General features: G+C 73.3%; 20 protein-coding genes. 11 read left to right on the top strand and 9 right to left on the bottom strand.

From position 1 onward, the window contains the following. Positions 1 to 98: 98 nt before the first annotated feature. Positions 99 to 1355, top strand: a complete 1257-nt coding sequence (locus ACFEMC_RS09945; RefSeq protein ID WP_380175901.1) for an HNH endonuclease — start codon at positions 99 to 101, stop codon at positions 1353 to 1355. Here ACFEMC_RS09945 and ACFEMC_RS09940 read toward each other — a convergent pair. Further along, the gene (locus tag ACFEMC_RS09940) at positions 1246 to 1734 is read right to left on the bottom strand and encodes a histidine phosphatase family protein (protein ID WP_380175899.1); all 489 of its coding nucleotides are present in this window, start codon (positions 1732 to 1734) and stop codon (positions 1246 to 1248) included. The genes ACFEMC_RS09945 and ACFEMC_RS09940 overlap by 110 nt on opposite strands. A gap of 198 nt (positions 1735 to 1932) precedes the next feature. On the opposite strand from ACFEMC_RS09940, the gene ACFEMC_RS09935 reads away from it, so the two are divergent. Continuing rightward, positions 1933 to 3018, top strand: a complete 1086-nt coding sequence (locus ACFEMC_RS09935; protein WP_380175897.1) for a Gfo/Idh/MocA family protein — start codon at positions 1933 to 1935, stop codon at positions 3016 to 3018. Continuing rightward, positions 3015 to 3743, top strand: coding sequence for a ThuA domain-containing protein (locus ACFEMC_RS09930; RefSeq protein ID WP_380175895.1), 729 nt, complete (start codon positions 3015 to 3017; stop codon positions 3741 to 3743). Before ACFEMC_RS09935 ends, ACFEMC_RS09930 begins: the two co-directional genes overlap by 4 nt. A gap of 43 nt (positions 3744 to 3786) precedes the next feature. Here the strand turns inward: ACFEMC_RS09930 and ACFEMC_RS09925 are convergent, their stop codons facing one another. Both ACFEMC_RS09925 and ACFEMC_RS09920 read right to left on the bottom strand, forming a co-directional pair. Continuing rightward, the gene (locus ACFEMC_RS09925) at positions 3787 to 4812 is read right to left on the bottom strand and encodes a tRNA (adenine-N1)-methyltransferase (RefSeq protein WP_367638865.1); all 1026 of its coding nucleotides are present in this window, start codon (positions 4810 to 4812) and stop codon (positions 3787 to 3789) included. A 25-nt stretch (positions 4813 to 4837) separates the two neighbouring features. Beyond that, entirely contained in the window at positions 4838 to 5974 is a 1137-nt protein-coding gene (locus ACFEMC_RS09920) for a M50 family metallopeptidase (protein WP_380175893.1), read from the bottom strand. 106 nt (positions 5975 to 6080) lie between these two features. Between ACFEMC_RS09920 and ACFEMC_RS09915 the strand changes: the two genes are divergently transcribed. Further along, the gene (locus tag ACFEMC_RS09915) at positions 6081 to 7001 is read left to right on the top strand and encodes a RecB family exonuclease (RefSeq protein WP_380175891.1); all 921 of its coding nucleotides are present in this window, start codon (positions 6081 to 6083) and stop codon (positions 6999 to 7001) included. A 4-nt stretch (positions 7002 to 7005) separates the two neighbouring features. Here ACFEMC_RS09915 and ACFEMC_RS09910 read toward each other — a convergent pair whose 3' ends face one another. Together ACFEMC_RS09910 and ACFEMC_RS09905 are read right to left on the bottom strand one after the other, a co-directional pair. Further along, the gene (locus tag ACFEMC_RS09910; RefSeq protein WP_380175889.1) at positions 7006 to 7806 is read right to left on the bottom strand and encodes an alpha/beta fold hydrolase; all 801 of its coding nucleotides are present in this window, start codon (positions 7804 to 7806) and stop codon (positions 7006 to 7008) included. A gap of 55 nt (positions 7807 to 7861) precedes the next feature. Continuing rightward, positions 7862 to 8596, bottom strand: a complete 735-nt coding sequence (locus ACFEMC_RS09905; protein ID WP_380175887.1) for an HAD family hydrolase — start codon at positions 8594 to 8596, stop codon at positions 7862 to 7864. A gap of 25 nt (positions 8597 to 8621) precedes the next feature. On the opposite strand from ACFEMC_RS09905, the gene ACFEMC_RS09900 reads away from it, so the two are divergent. From ACFEMC_RS09900 to ACFEMC_RS09875, 6 genes are all read left to right on the top strand, one after another. Next, positions 8622 to 9494: a PAC2 family protein gene (locus ACFEMC_RS09900; protein ID WP_367638869.1), complete on the top strand. Its 873-nt coding sequence runs from the start codon at positions 8622 to 8624 to the stop codon at positions 9492 to 9494. A gap of 129 nt (positions 9495 to 9623) precedes the next feature. Continuing rightward, on the top strand, positions 9624 to 10097 hold the full coding sequence (locus ACFEMC_RS09895) for a DUF805 domain-containing protein (protein ID WP_380176716.1): 474 nt from the start codon (positions 9624 to 9626) through the stop codon (positions 10095 to 10097). A gap of 141 nt (positions 10098 to 10238) precedes the next feature. Further along, entirely contained in the window at positions 10239 to 10868 is a 630-nt protein-coding gene (locus tag ACFEMC_RS09890; protein ID WP_367638916.1) for an AIM24 family protein, read from the top strand. Further along, complete coding sequence (locus ACFEMC_RS09885) at positions 10868 to 11536, top strand: AIM24 family protein (RefSeq protein ID WP_380175885.1); 669 nt, start codon at positions 10868 to 10870, stop codon at positions 11534 to 11536. Before ACFEMC_RS09890 ends, ACFEMC_RS09885 begins: the two co-directional genes overlap by 1 nt. Then, positions 11536 to 12312, top strand: a complete 777-nt coding sequence (locus tag ACFEMC_RS09880; protein WP_380175883.1) for an AIM24 family protein — start codon at positions 11536 to 11538, stop codon at positions 12310 to 12312. Before ACFEMC_RS09885 ends, ACFEMC_RS09880 begins: the two co-directional genes overlap by 1 nt. Then, entirely contained in the window at positions 12309 to 13325 is a 1017-nt protein-coding gene (locus tag ACFEMC_RS09875; protein ID WP_380175881.1) for a dipeptidase, read from the top strand. Before ACFEMC_RS09880 ends, ACFEMC_RS09875 begins: the two co-directional genes overlap by 4 nt. Here the strand turns inward: ACFEMC_RS09875 and mshC are convergent, their stop codons facing one another. The 4 genes from mshC to ACFEMC_RS09855 are packed head-to-tail and all read right to left on the bottom strand — an operon-like array spanning position 13326 to position 16732. Next, positions 13326 to 14576: a cysteine--1-D-myo-inosityl 2-amino-2-deoxy-alpha-D-glucopyranoside ligase gene (gene mshC, locus ACFEMC_RS09870; RefSeq protein ID WP_380175878.1), complete on the bottom strand. Its 1251-nt coding sequence runs from the start codon at positions 14574 to 14576 to the stop codon at positions 13326 to 13328. 23 nt (positions 14577 to 14599) lie between these two features. Continuing rightward, positions 14600 to 15448: an SCO1664 family protein gene (locus ACFEMC_RS09865; RefSeq protein WP_380176714.1), complete on the bottom strand. Its 849-nt coding sequence runs from the start codon at positions 15446 to 15448 to the stop codon at positions 14600 to 14602. Then, positions 15445 to 15993, bottom strand: coding sequence for a DUF3090 domain-containing protein (locus tag ACFEMC_RS09860; protein ID WP_380175876.1), 549 nt, complete (start codon positions 15991 to 15993; stop codon positions 15445 to 15447). Before ACFEMC_RS09860 ends, ACFEMC_RS09865 begins: the two co-directional genes overlap by 4 nt. Positions 15994 to 16003: 10 nt before the next feature. Continuing rightward, positions 16004 to 16732 carry a histidine phosphatase family protein gene (locus tag ACFEMC_RS09855; protein WP_367638877.1) on the bottom strand — a complete coding sequence of 243 codons (729 nt, stop codon included), beginning with the start codon at positions 16730 to 16732 and terminating at the stop codon, positions 16004 to 16006. A gap of 141 nt (positions 16733 to 16873) precedes the next feature. Here ACFEMC_RS09855 and ACFEMC_RS09850 point away from each other — a divergent pair, with 141 nt between their 5' ends. Next, positions 16874 to 17917, top strand: coding sequence for a magnesium and cobalt transport protein CorA (locus tag ACFEMC_RS09850; protein WP_380175874.1), 1044 nt, complete (start codon positions 16874 to 16876; stop codon positions 17915 to 17917). Positions 17918 to 17920 lie beyond the last annotated feature (3 nt).

Genomic DNA, 17920 nt, shown 5'->3' with positions numbered 1-17920 from the left:
GGTAGAACTGGGACCGGAGGGTCCTTGTCTCTGCAGATGCGTTGCAGTGCAACGGATTCGCTCTTGTCTCACCGGTCGTCGGGGCGTACCCTCACGCCATGACGTCGACCGCTGCACCCCTGGAGCAGATGACTCCCGCGCAGCTGGTCGACGTCATCACCGAGGCCGAACGGCAGATCCGGGCTCTCCTGGCCCGTCAGGTTCAGGCCACCGCCCGCTACGCCCAGCTGATGACCGGACGCGCCGGCGGGGAGGCGGCGACCACCCGCGAGATCGCCCTGGCGCGGCAGGTGTCCCCCTCCACCGGCACTGCCCTGGTGGCCGCGGCGACGGTGCTGGTGCAGGAAATGCCCGTCACCCTGACCGCGCTGGCCGAGGGCCTCATCACCGAACGCGCCGCCCGCGACGTCGTGACCGCCACCTGCCACGTCAGCCCAGCCGACCGTGCCCGCATCGACGAACGGATGCGGCGGGAGTACCGCCGCCCCGGCCTCGGGCACCGCTACCTGGCCGGTGCCGCCCGCGCCCTGGCTGACGCCGCCGATCCGGCCGCGGCGGTCGAGAGGAACCGCCGAGCCGAGGGCACCCGCCGCTGCACCGTGCGGCCCGGCGCCGACCACATGACGTTCTTCACCGCCGTGGGTACCCCGGCCGCCAACCTCACCCTGCTCACCACGCTGCGCCGCGCGGCCACCGACCAGCTGCGCGCCGATCCGAGCGACGAACGCACCGAGGACCAGGCGATGTACGACGTCCTGTTCGCCCGCGTCACCGGCGCAGAGCTCGTCACCGACCCGATCCCGGTCACCGAGGAGCTGGTCATGGACGAGGCGGCGCTGCTGCGGGAGGGGACCAGTTCAGCGCGGGTCTGGTGCGAGGGCGTCGACGGCGGCCCGGTCCCCGCTCAGCAGGCCCGGGACCTGGTCCGGGACGCTGCGGAGAGGGAGCAGACCTGGATCCGGCGGCTGTACTGCAGACCAGGAACCGACGAGCTGGTCGCGATGGACGCCAAGTCCCGCCTGTTCCCACCGGCCTTGGCCCGGTACCTCAGGCGCCGTGACCAGCGGTGCGCCACCCCGTGGTGCGAGGCGCCGATCCGGCACGTCGACCACGTCATCCCGTGGTCGCGCGGAGGGGGGACGAGCATCGAGAACGGTCAGGGTCTGTGCCGCTCGTGCAACTACACCAAGGACCTGCCCGGCTTCACCACCACCAGTGACGAGCGGGGTCGGACGGTCCTGACGGTCAGGACCGGTCACCGGTACCGACGCGAACCACCCCCGGTGCTGGGGCATCCCACCCTGCCCGAGAGACGTCGACGTGACCGTCGGCGCTCAGGAAGCGCAGTGCCGTGAACCCGCCGTCCCGGAACTCGAGGCGGACTCCCTCGCCGGGCGTGAGCGGCGGACCCCACCCCGCGGTGGGCGCGTGCGGCAGCGCGGCCACCAGCGTCAGTTCGACGGCACCCCCGTGGCCGACGACGAGGGCGGACCCGCCGTCGGCGCAGGCCGACACCGCCGCGGTCCAGACGGAGAGGTGCGCCGCGGCCACGGCCCGCAGCTCGGCGTCCTCGCACAGGCGGCGCCGGAGTTCGGCGAAGGGGTCCGGCCAGGTCCACTGGGCGTGCTTCGGGAAAGACGGCTCGCGGTACCAGTCCGGGAACTCGACCGTCTCGTCGACGGCGCAGCCCATCGCCAGGGCGGTCTCCACCGCGCGGGGCACGCGACTCGTCACCACTCGCGCGTACGGACCGCCCGACCACGTGGCGGCGAGCTCGACCCCGCCCTGGGACAGTTCCGACCCCCGACCGCGTCCGGGCCCCTTCTTCACAGGCTGTGCCGTCGCACGTCGAGCGTGCGCACCCGGGAACGATCCCAGACCACGTCCCCCACCCCCTCCCCGGCCCACCGGCCACCGTGTAGCGTCGAGATCGTGGTCGCTGCTGACATCACCCCGGACCAGACCAAGACCTCCCGGACGAGGATCCTCCACGTCGGGCTCGGCGGCTGGGGAGGTGACTGGGAACGCAACGCCATCCCCCCGGTGACCGAGGTCGACCGGGTCGCCATCGTCGACGCCCACGAGCCGACGCTCCGGGCCGCGCAGGAGAAGCTCGGCCTGCCCGACGACATGTGCTTCACCTCCCTCACCGAGGCGGCGAAGGCGGTCCCGGCCGAGGGCGTCGTCGTCACCGCCCCGATGGACTTCCACGTCCCCGTGGCGCTCGAAGCCCTCGACGCCGGGCTCCACGTCCTCGTCGAGAAGCCCTTCGCCGGCACGGTCGCCGAGGCCCGCACCGCGGTGGAGCGAGCCGAGGAGCTGGGCCTCGTCCTGCAGGTGAGCCAGAACTACCGCTTCTACCCCGGTCCGCAGAAGGTCCGCGAACTCCTGGCCGCGGGCACGGTCGGTGACCTGTCCGTCGTCCACGTCGACTTCCGGCGCTGGGACCACGACGCCCCCGTCGAGACGTACCGGCACTACCAGTTCCCGCACCCGCTCATCTACGACATGGCGATCCACCACTTCGACCTGCTGCGCATGACGACCGGCCGCGAGGCGGTCAGCGTCTACGCCAAGGTCACCGACCCCTCGTGGAGCAAGTACACCGAGGAGGCCGCGGCGGTCCTCGTCATCGAGCTCGAGGGCGGGCTCGTCTGCAGCTACCGTGGCAGCTGGGTCTCCCGCGCACCGGAGACCCACTGGGACGGCGAGTGGGTCTTCGAGGGCCAGGACGGCTACGTCACCCTCGCCGGCCGGGGCAACTCCGGACCCGCCGACGACGAGGTGCGCGTCGGGCTGGCGGGCGGGGTCGCCGAGGCCGTGCAGCTGCCGACGATGGACGTCTGGGGCCGGTCCGCGGGGCTGCGGCAGTTCGCGCGGGCCATCCGCGGCGGCGGGGCGCCCGACGTCACGGGCCGCTCCAACCTCGGCAGCGTCGCGCTCATGGAGGCCGCCGCCCGCTCGGCGGCGTCCGGCAAGGTCGAACCCGTGGAACAGGTCGGAGGGACGGTCGCATGAGGGTCCTGGTCTGGAACGAGGGCGTCCATGAGGCGAACGGGTCGCCCCCCGACATCGGCGAGTACTACCCCGACGGCATGCACGGCGCGATCGCCGCGGGTCTGCGGCGGCTCCTGCCGGACGCCGAGGTGTCCACCGCGACGCTCGCCGACCCCGAGCACGGGCTGAGCGCGGACGTCCTGGACCGGACCGACGTCCTGCTGTGGTGGGGACACGTCGCCCACGACCAGGTCGACGACGCCGTCGTGGCGCGGGTGAAGCAGCACGTCCTCGGCGGGATGGGTCTGCTCGTCCTGCACTCGGGGCACTTCTCGAAGATCTTCCGGGACCTGCTCGGCACCACGTGCTCACTGGCGTGGCGCAACGAGGGCGAACAGGAACTCGTGTGGACGGTCAAACCGTCGCACCCCATCGCGCAGGGGATTCCGCACCCGATCGTGATCCCCCGTCAGGAGATGTACGGGGAGTTGTTCGACATCCCCGACCCCGACGACCTCGTCTTCATCAGCTCGTTCGCGGGCGGTGAGGTGTTCCGCTCGGGCGTCACCTTCACCCGCGGCCAGGGGAAGATCTTCTACTTCTCCCCCGGCGACCAGGAGTACCCCGTCTACCAGCAGGCCGAGATCCAGCAGGTGCTCGCCAACGGCGTCCGCTGGGCCGCACCCACCTCGGACCGGCGGGCCGCCCCGGACGTCAGCAACCCGCCCCGGCAGTGGGTGCTCTGACCTGAGCGCGGGGTGGGGCCCGGCCAGGCCCCACCCCGGACCGTCAGTCCTCCAGCAGCTCGTCCGTGCCGGCCGAGGCCTCCGCGCCGCGGGCGGCCTCGCGCGCCGCGCGCCGCACCTTGCGGTCGGAGATGGGACGGTCGCCGTACTCGGTGCCCTCCACGACCTCCACGTCCGCTCCCTCGCCGTCCACCGGGTAGGCGCCCGGGGCCGGACGGCGCTTGCGCAGCGGCGGCGTGAACCCGTCCGCGAGCCGGCGGGAGGTGATGAGGAAACCCGTGTGCCCGATCATCCGGTGCTGCGGACGGACCGCCAGCCCCTCCAGGTGCCAGCCGCGGACCATCGACTCCCACGCCTCCGGCTCCGTCCACCGGCCCGACGCCCGCATCGCCTCGGCCACCCGCGACAACTGGGTCGCCGTCGCCACGTAGCAGATGAGGACACCGCCGGGCGCGAGGTGGTCGGCCACCGCGTCCAGGCACTCCCACGGCGCCAGCATGTCCAGCACGGCCCGGTCTGCGAGGACGTCCGTCGTCGGGAGCGTCTCGACGAGGTCGCCCACCCGCACCGTCCACGCCGGGTGCGGACCGCCGAAGAACGTCTCCACGTTCCCCCGGGCGACGTCGGCGAAGTCCTGGCGCCGCTCGAAGGAGTGCACCTGCCCCTGGTCGCCCACCGCGCGCAGCAGCGACATCGACAGCGCACCCGATCCGACGCCGGCCTCGATGACCGTGGCGCCGGGGAACACGTCCGCCATCTGCACGATCTGCCCGGCGTCCTTGGGGTACACGACCGCGGCACCGCGCGGCATGGACAGCACGAAGTCCGTCAGCAGCGGCCGCATCACGAGGTACTCGATCATCGCGGTGTTGACGATGGTCGTGCCGTCGGGCCGACCGATGAGCTCGTCGTGCAGGAACTTGCCGCGGTGGGTGTGGAATTCCTTGCCCGCGGTCAGGGTGATCGTGTGCATCCGCCCCCGAGGGTCGGTCAGCTGCACCCGCTCGCCCTCGCGCAGCGGTCCACGGCGGGTGGTGGCACCCGTCGGCGGGTGGGCAGGGTCGATCACAGGGTTCCTCTTCCGTTCGTCCGTCTCAGCGGGCCGTGACGGCCGCGATCACGTCACCGGTGTGCAGCAGTCCACGGACCCGCCCAGCAGTGTCCACCACGACGTGCTCGCCGGGACGCACCTGGACGGCCTCCAGCAGCTGCTCGCCCGTGAGGTCCTCCGGCAGCCACGACCGCGGCGGCAACGCCCGCGCCGTCGCCCCGGCCCCCAACGACGTGCGCCGCTCCGCCGGCACCTGCCGCAGCGCCGCGGTGTCCACGACCGCCACCGGCACCCCGTCGTCGGTGACGAGGACGACCTCGAGGTCGCGCGCGGACCCCGCGGTCGCCCCGGCGTCGATGGCCGCCCGCGCCGTGCGCACGACCTCCTCGACGGTCGCCCGCGCGTTGACGGCGATCGCCGGCCGCTGCAACGCCCGCACCGACAGGGCCGGCACCCGCCGCTGCACGGACGCGAACTTCAGCGCCTCCGACGCCCCCTGCCACAGCAGGGCGCCCACCAGGGCGGCCCACACGACGTCGGTGATCGACGAGCCCCAGCCCAGCAGCCGCGGCACGAGCAGCCCCCCGAGGAACACGAGGACGGCCAGGACGCGCCCCACCCACCCCGCGGCCACGGTCCCCGCGGCACGGTTCCCGCGCAGCTTCCACACCGCGGCCTCGAGGGCGTGACCGCCGTCCAGCGGCAGCCCCGGCAGCAGGTTGAACACCGCGAGCAGGGCGTTGGACAGCATGAGCGCGCCGAGCAGCAGCTCGACGACCCCGCCGCCGCCCGGCTGGTCGGCCAGACCGTCGCGCAGCCGCCACGCGACGACCGCGATGACCCCGTTGACGACCGGCCCCACGACCGCGATGAGCGCGCTGCTGCCCGGCGTCGTGCGGCCCTCGTGGGACGTGAACCCGCCCCACACGTTCAGCACGATCCCCGTGACCCGCTGGCCGGTGGCCTTCGCCGCCACGGCGTGCGCGACCTCGTGCAGCAGCACCGAGACGAGCAGCAGCACCGCGTACCCGAACGCCACGACGTACGACGCCGGGCCGGGGACGCGCAGCTGCACGACCGGGGAGAAGACGACGACGATGAGTGCGGCGAAGAGGAACCAGGAGGGGGCCAGCAGCAGCGGCACCCCGAACGGGCGCCCGAGGGAGATACCGCCCCTCACGAGACTCCGCCGACGACCCAGGACGAGACCACGTGCATCCACCGATCCTAGGCGGGGCTCGCGCGTTCGCCGCGGGCAGCACCCCCGGTCGCCGTAGAGTGCGGGAGTGACCACCGGTGTGCCGCAGCTCCAGAGCGCCCCGGTCGTCCCGCCCGCCACCGCGACCACCACCGCCCCCGGCACAGGCCCGGTCACCGTCCCGCTCAGCACGCGGCGCCCGTTGTCCCCCTCGCGGGCCTCGGACTTCATGCAGTGCCCGCTGCTCTTCCGCTTCCGCACGATCGACCGGCTGCCCGAGGCCCCGACCCCGGCCGCCGTCCGCGGCACCGTCGTGCACGCCGTGCTGGAGCACCTCTTCGACCTGCCCCCGCACGAACGCACCCCCGAGCGGGCCTGCGCGATGGTCGAGGACCAGTGGCGGGAGCTGCTCGACCGCGAACCCCGCGTCGGCCAGCTGTTCCCGGACGCGACGACCGACGCCAGCACGGACCCGGGCACGGCGGACGGTCTCGCTGCGTGGCTGACCGGGGCGCGCCGCCTCCTGCAGCGGTACTTCGACCTCGAGGACCCGACCCGGCTGGAACCGGCCGCGCGCGAGATGCCCGTCGAGATCGACCTCACGGACGGGTTGCACCTGCGCGGGATCGTCGACCGCCTCGACGTGGCCCCGGGCGGGGCGATGCGCGTCGTCGACTACAAGACGGGCCGGGCACCCTCGGAGCTGTTCGAGTCCAAGGCCCTGTTCCAGATGCGCTTCTACGCCCTCGTCCTGTGGCGGCTGCGCGGTGAGGTGCCCCGGCTCCTGCAGCTCGTCTACCTCGGGTCCGGCGACGTGCTCCGCTACGCCCCCGACGAGGCCGACCTGCTCGCCACCGAGCGCAAGGTCCGCGCCCTGTCCGACGCCATCGAGCGCAACCGGGCCTCGGGTGACTGGCGCCCGAAACCCGGTCGCACGTGCACGTGGTGCGACCACAAGGCGCTGTGCCCCAGCTTCGGGGGCACCCCACCGCCGCTCCCCGGCACCTGAGGAATCAGACGCGCGCCGGCTGCACGGCGCGGGCGAAGGCGGCGAAGCGGTCGACCGCCGCCGGGACGTCCCAGGAGTGCCACGCACCGGCCAGCACCTCCGACACCGCCCCCGGCACCTCACGGGCCACGCGCGCCGCGGCCTCCGGCATGCCCGGTAACGTCTGCTCCCCCACGAGCGCCAGCACCGGCACCGCGCGGCCGAGCAGGTCGCCGAGCCGCCCGCTCGCCGCCCACACGAGGGACTCGCCGTACGCCCGGTACGCCGGGGCCTGCGCGACGAAGCGGTCGTGGAACGGCATGTCCGCCAGGCCCTCGCGGAACTCCGCGGGCATGTCGCGCACGTACTCCGCCGCGGCCCCGGCGAGGTCCCCCGCGTCGAGGCGGTCGGTCACGTCCGCCACCCACGAGCGCACCGCCGGCAGCTCCGCCAGCGGCGCCTCCCACAGCACCAGACCCGCCGTCGGGACGCCGCGCGCGGCCGCGGCCAGGCCGACGGAACACCCCGAGGAGTGCCCGACGAGGACCGCCGGCCCACCACCGGCCGCCTCCACGACGGCCGCGACGGCCGCGAGCTCGCGCTCCAGCGTGACGTCGCCGGAGGCGACGCTGTCGCCCCGCCCCACCCGGTCGTGCACGGTCGTCGTGAACCCGCGCTCGGCCAGCGCCTGCTCGGTCCGCGTCGTCTCCTCGTCGATCTCCCGGTGAGGCCCCGCCCCGGCGATGAACACGACCGCCGGCCCGGAGCCGTAGCGGTCCAGCACCACCGTGTCGCCGTGGGCTGTCTGCACCTCGAGTGTCGTCATGCCCCGGTGACCCGTCCCGGGCCCCGAACTCATCGAAGACCCGGTGGGGCGGTGGTCAGACCTCCGGGACGGTGTCGAGCAGGCGGCCCGACGCGATGCGTCCCAGCGCCGCGACGTCCACCTCGGCCAGCGACACGACGCGGCTGCGCCCCGGGGCGGCGGGGATCGGCACCATGTGCGGGCACGCCAGGACGTGCGCCCCGGCCGCCTCCCCCGACGCGACGCCCGTCGGGGAGTCCTCAACGACCACGCACGACGCCGGGTCGACGCCCAGCAGCTCGGCCGCCCGCAGGTAGGGGTCCGGCGCCGGCTTGCCGCGCTCCACCTCGTCCCCGGCGACCACGACGGAGAAGGCGCCCGGCACCATCGCCGCGACCGTCCCGGCCAGGTTGCGGTAGGACATCGTCACCAGCGCGCAGGGGACCCCCGCCGCACCGAGGGCGCGCAGCAGCTCCAGCGCTCCCGGCCGCCACACGACGGCGGCGCTGACCTGCGTGATCACCGCCTCGATGAGCTCGTCGACGACGGCCGCCGCGTCCAGGCGCGTGCCCGTCGTCCGCTCCACGTGCTCGGCCAGGACCCGTCCTGAGTCCGGCAACGCGCTGCCGACCAGCTGCAGGGCCTGCTCGTGGCTCCACGTCGCCCCGTACCGGGCCAGCAGCGCCGTCTCGGCGGCGATCCAGTGCGGTTCGGTGTCGACGAGCGTGCCGTCCATGTCCCACAGCACTGCCGCGGGGAGCTGGACGGGTGTCTCGGAGGTGTGTCCGGAGGGCGCTTCGTGGGGACTCATCAGCCCCGGAGTCTAGGGTTGGGACGTGCCAGAGCAGCCTGCCGACCCCACGACGGACGATCTCGTCCTGCGCAACCCCGTCGTCATCGCGGCCTTCGAGGGGTGGAACGACGCGGGCGAGTCCGCCAGCCAGGCCGTCGCGCACCTCCACGACGTCTGGGACGCCACCGAGCTCACCGAGTTCGACCCCGAGCTGTACCACGACTTCCAGGTCAACCGCCCGACCGTCCACTTCGACGACGACGGCCGCCGCCGCCTCACCTGGCCCACGACGCGCATCTCCGCCGTGCAGCTGCCCGACGGGCCCCGCGACGTCATCCTCGTGCGCGGCATCGAACCCTCGATGCGCTGGCGCACCTATGCCCAGGAGCTCGTCGACGTCGCCCGCACCCACCACGCCTCCCTCGTGCTGACCCTCGGCGCCCTCCTCGCCGACGTCCCGCACACCCGCCCCCTGCCGGTCACGTCCAGCTCCGAGGACCCCGAGCTCATCGAGAAGCTGGACATCGAGCCGTCCCGCTACGAGGGCCCCACCGGGATCGTCGGCGTCGTGCAGGACGCCGTCACGGCCGCGGGCATCCCGTCGGTGTCCCTCTGGGCCGCCATCCCGCACTACGTGGGCCAGCCCCCGTCGCCCAAGGGGACGCTCGCCCTGCTGCGCCGCATCGAGGAGATGCTCGACCTCTCCATCCCGCTCGACGAGCTGCCCGAGGACGCACGCGCCTGGGAGCGCGGCGTCGACGAGCTCGCCGGGGAGGACGCCGAGATCGCCGAGTACGTGCAGCAGCTCGAGGAGGCCAAGGACACCGCCGAGCTGCCCGAGGCCTCCGGCGAGGCCATCGCGCGGGAGTTCGAGCGCTACCTGCGCCGACGGGACGACCCGCCGCGCCGCGGCTGAGCGGTCCTCTGACGCTGTGTGAGCAGATCGGGTGATCTTCACCGTTCTACTCACTCCGGGTAACCACCTGCGCCATCATGGGCGGCGTCGTGCGGAGCCGCCGCACCAAGCCAGGAGGTCCCCGTGAACATGGTCGAGGCCGTCACCTCGGTCTTCCGCAACTACGCCAACTTCTCCGGGCGTGCGCGTCGGGCGGAGTACTGGTGGTACACCCTCGCCCTCGCCATCCTGGGGTTCGTCTACGGCGTCATCTCGGGCGTCGCCGACGGCAGCGGGGCCAGCGGGTTGGCGAACGTCCTGACCATCCTCTTCGGGTTGGTCTACCTGGCCATCATCGTGCCGACCATCGCGGTGACCGTGCGGCGGCTGCACGACACGGGGAAGTCCGGCTTCTTCTGGTTCATCGGCCTCATCCCCTTCGTCGGCGGCATCATCCTCATCGTGTTCTGCGCCCAGGACTCGGTGCCCGGCCCCAACCAGTACGGCCCGAACCCCAAGGGCGTTGGCGACGGCTACGGCCAGTTCCCCGGCCAGCCGCCCCAGTTCGGCCCGAACCAGTACGGCCAGCCCGGCCAGTACGGCCAGCAGCCCGGCCAGTTCTGAGCCGACCAGCACCACCCCGCGGGGGCGGTCACGACACGTGACCGCCCCCGCGGCGTCCCCGGACCGGCCCACGCCATGATGGAACCGACAGAGCAGTCCCCGCAGTGCGTCCCGACCGTGCCGAACACCGAGGAGGAACTCGTGTCCTGGCGGCTCGAAACACCGCGCGTCCTCGTCGTCGACCTCGACGGGTCCAAGGGCAGCGCCGTGCGCGCCCAGACCGGCTCGATGGTCGCCTACGAGGGCGACGTCCAGTTCAAGAACGCGGGGATGGGCGGTGGAGGGGGGCTGCGCGCCGCCTTCAAGCAGCGCGTCACCGGTGAGTCCCTCTCCCTCATGGAGGTCACCGGCCGCGGCACCGTCCACTTCGCCGTCGACGCCGGCTACGTCCTGGTCCTCGACCTCGCCGGCGACACCCTCAAGGCCGAGTCCGAGGGCCTGCTGTGCCTGCAGGACAGCCTGAAGACGGACGTCACCTTCACCGGTCTCCAGGGCGCCTCCAGCGGCCAGGGCCTGTTCACCACGACCGTCACCGGCCACGGCCAGGTCGCGCTGCTCTCCCTCGGCGGGCCGCCCATCGCCCTGCGCGTCACCCCCCAGACCCCGCTCGTCGTCGACCCCGACGCCTACATCGGCGCCGTCGGGAACCTGTCGCAGTCGTTCGTCACCGACGTCTCCTGGCGCAACCTCATCGGCGAGAGCTCCGGCGAGGCGTTCTCACTGCGGTTCGAGGGCCAGGGCGTCGTCTACATCCAGCCCGAGGAGCGGTGATGGGGTTCACCAAGGTCACCTCCAAGGTCGTCCTGGCCGAGGTCCGTCCCGGCGCGGAGGTCCTCGCCCGGCGCGGGGCGATGCTCGCCACCAGCGGCCAGATCGCCTTCTCCCCCGTCGTCGGCGGGCCCGGCGGCGGCGCCTACGGCGGCGGCATCGCCTCGGCGCTCGCCCGCGGCATGCAGGGCGAGGCGGTCCCGCTCATGGTCGCCGAGGGCAACGGCACGGTGCACTACGGCTTCCGCGGCCACCACGTCACCGTCATCGACCTCAACGGTTCGCAGCCCATGTCGGTCGAGGCCGACCGGCTGCTCGCCCACGACGCGAAGATGTCCAGCTCCGTGGTCTTCCTCGGCCAGCAGGGCGGGCTGCGCGGGGCGGTCCGGGGTGCGGTGACGGGCCAGGGCCTGTTCACCACCCAGCTGTCCGGCCGCGGCACCGTCGCGGTGCTGTCCCACGGCGGCACGTTCGCCCTCCCCGTCGGCGGGAACCGCCAGGTGGTCGTCGACCCGCAGGCCTACGTCGCCCACGTCGGGAACCTCCGCCTGGACGTCGCGACCGCGCTGTCCTGGCGCGACGCCGTGGGCCGCGGCTCCGGGGAAGGCGTGCAGCTCAAGGTGTCCGGTGAGGGCACCGTCTACGTCCAGGCGAGCGAGGAGAAGCTCTGATGGCCTCCACCAGCCCCCAGCCCCTCGACCCGCAGACCCTGCCGGACCACGACAACCTGCCGGACAACCCGTACGCCTACTGCGTGCGGCTCACGGGCCCGCTGTTCATGCAGACCGGCCGGATGATCGCCTACTACCCCGCCGGCGGCGGCGGGACGATCCGGTTCGAGCCGCTGACGGCGACGTCGATGACGGCCATGGTCGCCTCGAGGTTCTCCTCCCCGCTCTACAGCCGGGACTGGGTCGTCGCGAACGGCCAGGGCCACGTCCTGCTCGGAGACCGCGGGTACGACATCAACTCCTACGACCTCGACGACGGGAACCTCACCGTCCGCGCCGCCAACCTCCTGGCGTTCGACGCGAGCCTGGAGCTCAAGGAGTCGATCATCCCGGGGTTCCTCACCCTCATCGGGACCGGCAAGTTCCTCGCCAGCTCCTCCGGGCCGGTCATCTTCGTCGAACCCCCGGTCCGGGTGGACCCGGAGGCCCTCGTCGGCTGGGCGGACTGCCCGGCCCCGTCCCAGCACTTCGACGCCGGCTGGATGGGGCACTTCCTCGGTGCGGCCCGCGGTGCGCTGTTCGGCACGCGGTCCGGGGAGGAACGCCAGTACGACTTCACCGGCGCCGGGACGGTCCTGCTGCAGAGCTCAGAACGGATGCTGGAGGACCCGCAGGTCGTCCGCCGTCTCGAGGGTGAGGTGCACCAGCTGGGCCCGAACCAGTTGCGACACCTCGCGGGCGTCATCCAGCAGCAACTCACCCAGCACCAGCAGTGACCGTGGACCTGTGGCGCGAGGTGCTCGCCACCCACCCGGTGTTCGACGGCCACAACGACCTGGCCTGGGAACTGCGCGAACGGTTCGGGTCCGACCCCGTCGCGGCGGGGTTGCTCGACCAGCCGACCCTGCACACCGACGTCCCCCGGCTGCGGGCCGGGGGCGTCGGGGCCCAGTTCTGGTCGGTGTACGTCCCGTCGGACTGGGACCCGGCCGCCGCGGCCGTCGCCGTGCTGGAACAGGTCGACGTGGTGCGCCGCGTCGTCACCGCGCACCCGGACGTCTTCGCGTGGACGCCCACGGCGGCCGGAGTGCGAGAGGCGGTGGCCGCCGGACGCATCGCTTCCCTCGTCGGCGCCGAGGGCGGGCACTCCATCGCGGGGTCGCTCGGTGTCCTGCGGGAACTGCGGAGGGCCGGTCTGGCGTACATGACGCTGACCCACAACGACAACACGCCGTGGGCCGCGTCGGCGACGGGGGAACCCGTCGACCACGGCCTCACGGAGTTCGGCCGCGACGTCGTTCGCGAGATGAACCGGACCGGCGTCCTCGTGGACCTCTCCCACGTCCACGAACGCACCATGCACGACGCGCTCGACACCACGACGCGACCGGTCCTGTTCTCGCACTCCTCGTGCCGGGCGGTCACCGACCACCCCCGCAACGTCCCCGACGGCGTGCTGGAACGGTTGCCCGGCAACGGGGGTGTGCTCATGGTGACGTTCGTCCCGGCGTTCGTGGTCGCCCCTGGGGCGGGCCGGACGAGCCTCGACGACGTCGTCCGCCACCTCGAACACGCGCGCGAGGTCGTCGGCGTCGAGCACGTGGGGATCGGCGGCGACTACGACGGCACCGACGCGTTCCCCGACGGGCTGCAGGACGTCTCCCGGTACCCGGCGCTGCTGCAGGCCCTCGCCGACCGCGGCTGGTCGGCCGCGGACCTGCGGGCCCTCACGTCCGGGAACGCCCTGCGCGTCCTGGAGGAGGCGCAGGACGGCACGTCCGTCGACTGATCAGGCGAGCTCGACGCCCAGCAGCGCCGCCACCAGGTCGCGCACCAGCGCCGGGGAACCGCTGTCGTCGCCGTCCCCCGCCGCCACCCACGCGTCGACGGCTGCCACCGCACCGGGGGCGTCGAGGTCGTCGGCGAGGAGTTCGCGGACGGTCGCCAGCAGGTCGTCCGCGGGCGGACCCGCGGGACGCGCGACGGCGGCGCTCCAGGCGGTGAACCGCTCGCGGGCGGTGGCGAGGACCTCGTCGGTCCACTCCCACTCGCTGCGCCAGTGGTGGGCGACGATCGCGAGCCGCACGGCCCCGGGTTCGACCCCGGCGGCTCGCAGCTTGGAGACGAGGACGAGGTTGCCCTTGGACTTGCTCATCTTCTCGCCGTCGAAGGCGACCATGCCCGAGTGGGCGTAGGCGCGAGCGAACGGACGGGACTCCGGCCGCAGCAGGTGCGCGTGCGAGGCGCCCATCTCGTGGTGGGGGAACACGAGGTCGGACCCGCCGGCCTGCACGTCGATGGGCATCCCCAGGTGCTCCAGCGCGATCGCCGTGCACTCCACGTGCCAGCCGGGGCGCCCGCGGCCGAGGTCACCGGCGTCCCACGCCGGTTCGCCGTCACGTTCCACCCGCCACAGCAGCGGGTCCAGCGGGTCCCGCTTGCCCGGGCGCTGCGGGTCTCCCCCGCGCTCGGCGGACAGCTCCAGCATCGTCTCCCGGTCGTACGTGCCGACCTCCCCGAACGCGGAGTCCGAGGCGACCGGGAAGTAGACGTCGCCGTCCGGCCCCCCGTCGACCCCCGATACCCGGTAGGCGGCACCCACGGCGAGCAGGTCCCGCACGGCCCCCGAGACGAGGTCGACGGCCTCGACGACGCCGAGGTACTCCTGCGGCGGGACGACGGACAGCGCCTCCATGTCGGCGCGGAACAGGTCGATCTGGGACGCCGCGAGGTCGCGCCAGTCGACGCCCGTGGCGGTCGCGCGCTCCAGCAGCGGGTCGTCGACGTCGGTGACGTTCTGGACGTAGCGGACGTCGAGCCCGGCGTCGCGCCAGGCGCGGCCCAGCAGGTCGAAGGCGACGTAGGTGTTGGCGTGGCCCAGGTGCGTCGCGTCGTACGGGGTGATGCCGCAGACGTAGAGCGTCGCGGTGCCCTCCTCCGGGCCGACCGGGACGACCTCGCCGCGCGAGGTGTCGTGGAGGTGGACGCGAGGCCCCCGACCGGGCAGGGACGGGACGGCGGGGACGGGCCAGGAACGCACGGGCCGAACCTACCTGGCGCCGCTCAGAACGGCGGCCACGGGATGGTCCGGTGACCGCGAGGGCGCGGCAGCCGGTCCGCCGTCAGCAGCTTCTCGGTGCGTTCCAGCGTCGCGACGACCTCCTCGACGACGAGCAGCTCGCCCAGCAGCTCGCCGAGCGCGCCGTCGAGGTCGGCGACGAGGACGCTGAGGACCTCACGCTCCTCGGCCAGGAGCCGCGTCCCGCCGAACCCCCACAGCACCGTCCGCAGCTTCGGTTCCTCGTGGAAGGTCAACCCGTGGTCCACGCCGTGCACCGCGCCGGACCACCCCGGCAGGACGTGCCCGCCCTTGCGGTCGGCGTTGTTGAGGACGACGTCCAGGACGGCCATCCGCCGCAGCCGCAGGTCGTCGGCGTGCACGAGGGAGACGGGACGGCCCGCTCCGTCCTCGGCCTCCAGCACCGTCAGCCAGCCGGGTTCGACCTGGCGCGGCGGCAGGATGTCGACGAGCCCGGCGCCCGGGGACGGCAGGACGACCTCGGCCGCGTCGGCCGGGTCCGCCCCGTCCTGTTGCAACCACAGCTGCACCGACCCCGGCCCCAGCGGCCCGTCGCGGAAGACCGTGGGCGGCACGACGTTCCAGCCCGTCGTGGCCGACACCGCGTACGAGGCGACCTCGCGGCGGGCGAGGGTGTCGTCCGGGAAGTCCCACAGGGGACGTTCCCCCGAGACGGGCTTGTAGACGCACGCGAGCTCGCCCTCGTCCGTCGCGACGGTGGCGTACAGCGTCGCGTTCGACGCGTCCGCGAGCCGGCCGCGGATCTGCAGCTCCCCCGCGGCGAGCCGGACGAGCGCTTCCTGCTCATCGACCCCGGCGAACGTCGCGCTCAGCGCCGGTACCCGTTCGCGCGCGGGCAGACGTGACCGGCCGGGTCCAGCGGACCGGCGCAGAACGGGCACGGCGGACGTCCGGCCGCGACCAGCGCCAGGGACCGCGCCGCGAACGCGCGCGCGGCGGCCCCGTCGAGGGACACGCGCAGCAGGTTCTGGTCCGGGGCGGGTTCGGGCTGTTCCGGGTCCACCTCGGTCTCGCTGACCTCGAAGCACTCGATGACGACGACGTCGCGTTCACCGTCCCAGGCCAGGCTCATCGTCCCGACGCGGAACTCCTCGTCGATGGGCAGGTCGAGCGGCGCGGTGTCTTCGGTACCCGCGGGCGGCAGCGCCGGGACGGGCGCGGCGCCGCCGGAACGGCGGACGATCTCGTCGAGCAGCTCGCCGACGCGTTCGGCCAGAGCGGAGACCTGCGTCTTCTCCAACGCCACGGACGTCAGGCGTGCACCGGCCCTGGCCTGCAGGAAGAACGTGCGCTGCCCCGGTTGACCGACGGTGCCCGCGACGAAGCGCTCGGGCGGGTCGTACTCGTGCACGGGCATGGCTCCGACCCTACGCCGCGCCCGTGCTGCCGCCGACGACCGCGTCGCTGCTCGCGGGGCGGCGCGTCGAGCGACGCTTCTTCTTCGCCGGAGCGAACCCGGCGAGGTCCCCACCGGAGTCGTTCATCCGCAGGACGAAGGGCCGCAGCGGCGCATACCGCACCACCGACACCGAACAGGGGTCGACGGACAACCGCTGGAACAGGTCGAGGTGCATGCCGAGGGCGTCGGCCAGGACGGCCTTGATGACGTCCCCGTGGCTGACGGCCACCCACACCGCGTCGTCCCCGTGCTCGGCCGCCACGCGGGCGTCGTGCTCGCGCACGGCCTCCAGGGCCCGGTGCTGCATCGTCGCGAGCCCCTCACCGCCCTCACCGGGGAAGACGGCGGCCGACGGGTGCGACTGCACGGTCCGCCACAGCGGTTCCTTGGCGAGGTCCTTCAGCGCCTTGCCCGTCCAGTCGCCGTACTTGCACTCCCCCAGCCGGTCCTCGGTGCGCACCGGAGGCCTCGCGCCCGTCGGTCCGTCGACGGCGCGCAACGCCTCCGCCGTCTCCTGGCAGCGTTCCAGCGGCGAGACGACGACGTCGGCCACGGGGACCGGCGCCAGCCGCCGCGCCAGTGCCTCGGCCTGGGCCCGGCCGGTGTCGTCGAGGTGCACCCCCGGGGTCCAGCCGGCGAGGACGGCGGCGGTGTTGGCGGTGCTGCGGCCGTGGCGGACGAGCAGGAGGGTCGGCACGGGACCCACTGTAGGGGCGTAGTTGGCCCCGGGCTTCGGTGATCGGGTGCTCGTCGGGCCGCGAATTGGCTCCGGTAACTGAACTTCCATTGTCATCGCGGAGCACAGGAAGCCAGGGCACGATGTGGCGGTGATTCCTCAGTGATCGTCGACGTGGCGACCTACCGCGACGGCCGCCGTCACGAGGTCCCCGACCTCGCCGCCACCCTGCAGGCCTGCCGTGTGGACGCGGACGGTCCCTCCTCCGCGCCCGAGGACCCGGCGCAGGAGGAGTTCCTGTGGCTGGGCCTGAAGGACCCGACGGCGGCGGAGTTCGAGGACGTCGCGTCGTCGCTGCACCTGCACCGGCTGGCCGTCGAGGCGGCGGTGGCGGGGCACCAGCGACCGAAGATCGAGTGGTTCGGCGACACCGTCTTCGTCGTCCTGAAGGTGCTGGAGTACTTCGACGACACCTCCAGCGTCGAGACCGGGGAGATCATGCTCTTCGTCGGCCGCCGGTTCGTCGTCACCGTCCGCCGCGGCGCCGTCGGCGCGCTGACCACCGTCCGGTCGGCGGTCGAGCGGGACCGGCGGCGCCTCGCCCGCGGCCCGAAGGGCGTCCTGCACGCGGTGATGGAGCACGTCGTCGCCGGCTACGCGACCATCGACGGCGAGCTCGAGCAGGACGTGGAGGAGATGGAGGAGCAGGTCTTCTCCCCCAGCCGCAGCTCCGACGCTCAGCGCATCTACTCCCTCAAGCGCGAGGTCCTGGAGGTGCGCCGCGGCGCCTTCCCCCTCGTCGCACCGCTGAAGCGCCTCGTCGAGGCCGGCACGGGCGACCACCCGGCGCCCCACCCGGAGGTGCCGCACCACCCCGTCGACGCCCAGGCGCTCTTCGTCCTGCGCGACGTGCTCGACACGCTCGTCCGGACCGTCGAGCACGTCGAGACCTACGACCGGCTGCTCACCGACATCCTCAACGCCCACCTCGCGCAGGTGTCGGTCCGGCAGAACGACGACATGCGCAAGATCTCGGCCTGGGCGGCCATCGCCGCCGTCCCGACGCTCATCGCGGGCGTCTACGGCATGAACTTCAAGGACATGCCCGAACTGAACTGGCACTACGGCTACCCGCTGTGCGTGCTCGCGATGGTCGGGATCTGCGTCGTCCTCTACCGGCTCTTCAAGCGGTCCGGCTGGCTCTGATCG

The organism is Kineococcus sp. DHX-1 (assembly GCF_042473625.1).
GTDB lineage: Bacteria > Actinomycetota > Actinomycetes > Actinomycetales > Kineococcaceae > Kineococcus.
The sequence above is the reverse complement of the archived record's forward strand: the minus strand, read 5'-3'. Positions and strand labels throughout refer to the sequence as shown.

Bases quoted from the DNA above. Each gene is read 5' to 3' on its own strand.
- ACFEMC_RS09945 (WP_380175901.1), top strand. From the start codon at position 99: ATGACGTCGACCGCTGCACCCCTGGAGCAGATGACTCCCGCGCAGCTG.
- ACFEMC_RS09930 (WP_380175895.1), top strand. From the start codon at position 3,015: ATGAGGGTCCTGGTCTGGAACGAGGGCGTCCATGAGGCGAACGGGTCG.
- ACFEMC_RS09910 (WP_380175889.1), bottom strand. From the start codon at position 7,806: ATGACGACACTCGAGGTGCAGACAGCCCACGGCGACACGGTGGTGCTG.
- ACFEMC_RS09905 (WP_380175887.1), bottom strand. From the start codon at position 8,596: ATGAGTCCCCACGAAGCGCCCTCCGGACACACCTCCGAGACACCCGTC.
- ACFEMC_RS09895 (WP_380176716.1), top strand. From the start codon at position 9,624: ATGGTCGAGGCCGTCACCTCGGTCTTCCGCAACTACGCCAACTTCTCC.
- ACFEMC_RS09885 (WP_380175885.1), top strand. From the start codon at position 10,868: ATGGGGTTCACCAAGGTCACCTCCAAGGTCGTCCTGGCCGAGGTCCGT.
- ACFEMC_RS09880 (WP_380175883.1), top strand. From the start codon at position 11,536: ATGGCCTCCACCAGCCCCCAGCCCCTCGACCCGCAGACCCTGCCGGAC.
- ACFEMC_RS09860 (WP_380175876.1), bottom strand. From the start codon at position 15,993: ATGCCCGTGCACGAGTACGACCCGCCCGAGCGCTTCGTCGCGGGCACC.